Genomic DNA, 4,670 nt, shown 5'->3' with positions numbered 1-4,670 from the left:
TAGAGAACTATAAGCTGGCAAAGACCTAAACCTATTTTAATAGAGATCTCTATAACTGTCTATCAGGTATGTACCTCGATCCTGAAGAGGAAAAAATGCTGGACGGAGAGTATGGAGAAGCTATCGCAATGGCAATGAAAACGGTTTTAAGAGTGGCTGAGGCGCTTAAAGCTGAAAGGCTTGTAAGGGTAAAAAACGCACATATATCAGGTATTTCGTACAAGAATATTGGAGACGAGGGCCTCCAATTTCTGGAGGAGCTAGCGGCTAAAGGTGGGAGAGTAAGCGTCCCCTCTTCAATGAATCCAGCTGGCTTAGACCTAGCCCAATGGAGGAACATGGGCGTTGATAAGGGCTATTTTGAAAAACAAATGAGAATAATAAACGCCCTGGCAGCACTGGGGGTTAAGCCCACGCTTACCTGTACCCCTTATCTCTACGAGGATATAAGTTACGGGGATCATCTTGCATGGTCTGAAAGTAATGCAGTGCTGTACGCTAATAGCATCATAGGCGCTAGATCCAACCGTGACGGAGGCCCCCTTGCGCTCTTCGAAGCTATTGTCGGACGAGCCCCACTAGCCGGCTTACACGTCGAGTCGAACAGGCGACCAGAACTTGTCATAGATTTTACAAGTGTCTCAAAGGAGGTAGAGGAGCAAAACATGTATTCGGTGGCAGGGCTACTCGTAGGCGCACTTACAGGAAACCGGGTTCCTCTTGTGCGGGGTCTCAAGCTATCAAAGGAGAGGTTAGACTATATTAAACTTTTTTTAGCCGCAGTCGGGGCAACGGGGGGTACAGGGCTAGTCCTCATAGAGGGGGCTTCGCCTGAAAATTATCCGGCAAGCGGGGTTGACACAATAGAAGTGGATTTCAAGATGCTCCGCGAAACACTAGATAATTACTCGGGGACCGATGAAGGAGCCATAGTTCTTGGATGTCCACACCTCTCGTTAGATGAGATAATGGACATCATCAGCCGTCTACCTGAAAATGGTACCGCTACAAGAAAGATTTTCCTTTATACGAGTAGGGAGGTCTATGAGGCGTTAAGCGCATACATGCCAAAGCTAAGGGAGAAGAATGTTTATGTCTTTGCCGACACCTGTATGGTCGTCTCACCCCTCAACATATATGCTGGCAAGGAGGTTATCACCGATTCGGGTAAAGCCGCCTTTTATCTCAAAGCACAAGGTTACAAGGTCAAGCTTGTTTCGCGGCAAAAAGCTATAGAAATGGCTTTCACATAGTAGTTGTAAATTATATCTCTGTTCGCGGCGTGTGAATAGATATGAAAATACCTGGTCATCCGGTCTCGGAGGGGGTAGCAAAAGCCGAACTCTTAGTCTCTCCTGAGCCCATAACATTTTATGGCGGTGTGGATCCTCTAACATCTAAGGTTACCGAACCTGGGCATCCTTTATACGGGGAAGTCTTAAAGGATAGGATACTGGTTTTTCCCCATTCAAAGGGGAGTACAGTCGGATCCTACATCATACTGCGCTTGGCCAGGCGTGGGATAGCACCAGCCGGAATAGTTACGCTCAAGCCGGACGAGGTAGTAATAGTTGGCTGTGTAATAGGAGGTGTGCCCTCGATGACCGGAATAAGTGAAGAAGCCTTTAATACGCTTAGAACTGGAGACAAGGCTGAATTAAGGGTAGACAGAAATTATGCCGAGCTCCTCGTCGAGGAATTGTGAGGAGATAAAACGGGAACTTGAAAAGATAGCAGAGGAGATCAGAGTATGCACTCGCTGCCCTCTACACTTGAATCGTACTAATGCCGTGCCCGGGGAAGGAGACCCCTGCAGTGGAGTCGTTTTCATAGGAGAAGCCCCGGGGCAAAGCGAGGACGTCCAGGGTAGACCTTTTGTGGGCTCAGCAGGACAGCTTCTCACACAATTGTTGAGCTCAAATGGTATCTCTCGGGAATCTGTATTCATAACGAATGTCGTGAAGTGTCGTCCCCCTGGAAACAGGGAGCCTCGCGAGGAGGAGATTAAAGCGTGTCTGCCCTATCTCAGAAGACAACTTGAGGCGATAAAGCCCAGGGTGATAATAACGCTAGGCCGACACAGCACTAGGACAGTTCTAGGCATGCATGGACGCGCTGTGAATTCGATAATGGGTGTGAGGGGCAGGGAGTTCATGGTCGAGGAGAGCTGGGGGTCTCTAGTTGTTTTTCCAACGCTTCATCCAGCAGCCGCGCTTTACAACCCAGGCATGAGATCGTCTCTTGAGGATGATTTCAAGAGGATTTCTCGCATTATAAAGGGGGAAGAAACGAAAGGGCAAAAGACTCTTGACAGTTTCTTCGCAAAGTATTAAATGATGATGCTTTAAATTGATACGTGTCTCTTACGCCTAGAGAGAAATCCCGTAGAAAGGCAAAAATTATAAAGGAACTTATTGAGGAGTTGGATGCAATACGAGCTTTTAGACTCTTTAATACGAGCCGTGCCCTGCGATACATATCAGAGTTGAGGTTAGAGGGAGATTTGTGGAGGGAGGTTCAGATAGTATTGAAAACTATAGCCCTTTGGCCCACACAGGACAAATCTTTTCCAAGGATAAAGAGGGCCGACTCCATAGCAGACATTCTGTTTATGGCATCATTTGCAGGAATGATCGGCTCACTAATACTTATGTTATTAAACCTTGAACTTTTTCTGGCCTACATTCTTCTACTTTCAACACTTGTCCTGATGAACTTATCATATATCCTGAAGTTTTACGTTAGCGTAAAAATTAGAAACATATATCTATCGAGGAGGAGCGAACTTGAAGGCTATGATGGACTCTTGAAAAAAGCCGTTGATAATCTTCTGTTCAGGCTTAGGGGCGAGTTAAAGAAGGCGGGGATTGGGTTAAGTGAGGTTGATTTCAAGTTATATAATGGGGATTACGCGGGACTAGTGGTCGAAGAGGAGAAAAAGGGAGTCTATAAGTTAAAGTTTAAGTGAAAGTCGCTCAATTTTCTGATAACACTCTCTACACACAAGCGCAGGACCTATTTCCATGGAACAGTCTTCGCATACTAATCGTCCGCAGTAAGCACAGTTCCCGATTGAGAGCTTGTTACCGCAAACCTCGCACAACGTTTCAGCGCAAGCAACGCAAATATTTCTCTTCTCATCAAAGTGCTCCGGGCATACTTTCCTACCACATATTTTACAGATGCGGAGTTTACCCGCTCTCCCGCATATTTCGCAGCCAGCCACTCTTTACCTCGGAGTTGAGAATGGAAATATTTTTAAATTTTAACTTTTGAAAAGCGAATGGTGGTTTTTAATTGCCTATAAAGCTTGATCAAGCTGAAAAGAGACTGCTTTACCTTTTTTACGTGTACGGCAAGGCCGTATCGAGAAAACGTATCCACGAGCTAGTATATAAGCTGCAAACTGAGCATGGAGTAGCTCTTGGATTCACTTTCGCAGGCCAAGTTCCGTTTTCCAAGCAGCTAGACGAGAAGTTGGAAGAGCTAGTAAAAAAAGGCTACCTTAAGCTTATCTACTCGACAGGTGGAAGCTATCTAAGCCTCTACCGACCTTACTACAAACTTTCGGAAAGGGGTGCTAAGGTAGCTGCCAAGAGTGATTTCTCAAAGACGGATAAGGAAACAATCGAAAAAATGGTTAATTCTTTGCGTGGCGCGAAAGAAACAGGTGGCACAGAGACTGCTGTACAACAATAGTGATTTATTCAAGTAGCTCGTGATCATAACCAGGGCTCATGTCCGGCTCACGTCGAGAAGATGATATCGAAATCGTAGAGGTTGGGGAAGGAGACATCGCAGTTCTCCTCGCGGCTTTGCAAAGACTCAATAACGGCGTGTACGCCCTTAAAGTCACCCTGGACTTTCTAAACTCTCGAGTAGGAGCTCTGCAGGAAAATATCCGGGAACTCGAGGGCTCTCTTGAAAGTCACCTCCAGAGCTTTAAAAGCGAGAGAGAGAAATTCTCGGATGAAGCCAAAAAAACCTTAACGGAGCTAAAACAAGAAACTCAAAGCACTAAAAACGAGATAAGACTCTCTCTCGATTTATTTCTAGAAAAGCTTTCAAGCGAAACTGGGCGTTTATACGACTCTCTACATCAAGTCGAGTCTGACATTAATGCCATTATCTCCAAGTTGAAAGAGGTAGAACTAGTTTTAATGGATACTACGACAGCCGTTAAAGCTGAGACAAGCGGTCTGCGATCGAAATACTCTGATACGGAGGTTCTTCTAAGTGAGCTTTCACAGAGAATTGGAAGACTGGAGGAGAACATCCTGGCCGCGCTAAACGAGCTTAGGCTTTCAACTCAAGAACTCTCCCTCAAACTCTCATATTTGGAGAAGAACATCTTGCAACAAGGGGAAAGCAAGGTCAAGGAAGAGTGAATTTTATTAAGCGATACTAAATTATAACTCTTTTACAAGAATAACTGGAGGTGCTGATATGTCGTTTCTACGAAAGCCAAAGGAACGTGAAGAATCAACCGAGAAAATCTTAGTAGAGATCCAATCGGCTCTCAACAGCATTGATCGCAGGCTCAGCGCTATCCCTGAGTCATTACAAGAACCTCTTAGAGCGCCTCTCAGAACTCTTCAGGCTCAAGTCCAAGCCTCTCTTGAAGAACTGAGAGGCATGCTCGCCGACACCATAGAGCTACTTCAGAACCA

7 protein-coding genes are annotated in these 4,670 nt (G+C 45.6%); all 7 read left to right on the top strand.

Features of this window, described 5'->3' with window-relative positions:
* Positions 1–68: 68 nt before the first annotated feature.
* Positions 69–1,253, top strand: coding sequence for an aconitase X catalytic domain-containing protein (locus ACP5KC_RS08920; RefSeq protein WP_273432981.1), 1,185 nt, complete (start codon positions 69–71; stop codon positions 1,251–1,253).
* A gap of 41 nt (positions 1,254–1,294) precedes the next feature.
* Entirely contained in the window at positions 1,295–1,705 is a 411-nt protein-coding gene (locus ACP5KC_RS08915) for an aconitase X swivel domain-containing protein (RefSeq protein ID WP_052884332.1), read from the top strand.
* Positions 1,677–2,333 carry a type-4 uracil-DNA glycosylase gene (udg, locus tag ACP5KC_RS08910; protein WP_052884331.1) on the top strand — a complete coding sequence of 219 codons (657 nt, stop codon included), beginning with the start codon at positions 1,677–1,679 and terminating at the stop codon, positions 2,331–2,333. Before ACP5KC_RS08915 ends, udg begins: the two co-directional genes overlap by 29 nt.
* A gap of 23 nt (positions 2,334–2,356) precedes the next feature.
* The gene (locus ACP5KC_RS08905) at positions 2,357–2,968 is read left to right on the top strand and encodes a hypothetical protein (RefSeq protein WP_428287320.1); all 612 of its coding nucleotides are present in this window, start codon (positions 2,357–2,359) and stop codon (positions 2,966–2,968) included.
* A 329-nt stretch (positions 2,969–3,297) separates the two neighbouring features.
* Positions 3,298–3,699: a hypothetical protein gene (locus ACP5KC_RS08900; protein ID WP_273432980.1), complete on the top strand. Its 402-nt coding sequence runs from the start codon at positions 3,298–3,300 to the stop codon at positions 3,697–3,699.
* Positions 3,700–3,737: 38 nt separating this feature from the next.
* On the top strand, positions 3,738–4,388 hold the full coding sequence (locus ACP5KC_RS08895; protein WP_052884328.1) for a hypothetical protein: 651 nt from the start codon (positions 3,738–3,740) through the stop codon (positions 4,386–4,388).
* Between the two features lie 58 nt (positions 4,389–4,446).
* A partial coding sequence (locus tag ACP5KC_RS08890; protein WP_428287319.1) for a hypothetical protein occupies positions 4,447–4,670 on the top strand: 224 nt, incomplete at its 3' end.

It is taken from the genome of Infirmifilum sp., from assembly GCF_049970975.1.
GTDB classification, from domain to species: domain Archaea; phylum Thermoproteota; class Thermoprotei; order Thermofilales; family Thermofilaceae; genus Thermofilum; species Thermofilum uzonense.
This window is presented reverse-complemented; position numbering and strand designations above follow the sequence as displayed.

Coding starts and splice junctions, on each gene's coding strand:
- ACP5KC_RS08920 (WP_273432981.1), top strand. CDS start 69: ATGTACCTCGATCCTGAAGAGGAAAAAATGCTGGACGGAGAGTATGGA.
- ACP5KC_RS08915 (WP_052884332.1), top strand. CDS start 1,295: ATGAAAATACCTGGTCATCCGGTCTCGGAGGGGGTAGCAAAAGCCGAA.
- udg (WP_052884331.1), top strand. CDS start 1,677: ATGCCGAGCTCCTCGTCGAGGAATTGTGAGGAGATAAAACGGGAACTT.
- ACP5KC_RS08895 (WP_052884328.1), top strand. CDS start 3,738: ATGTCCGGCTCACGTCGAGAAGATGATATCGAAATCGTAGAGGTTGGG.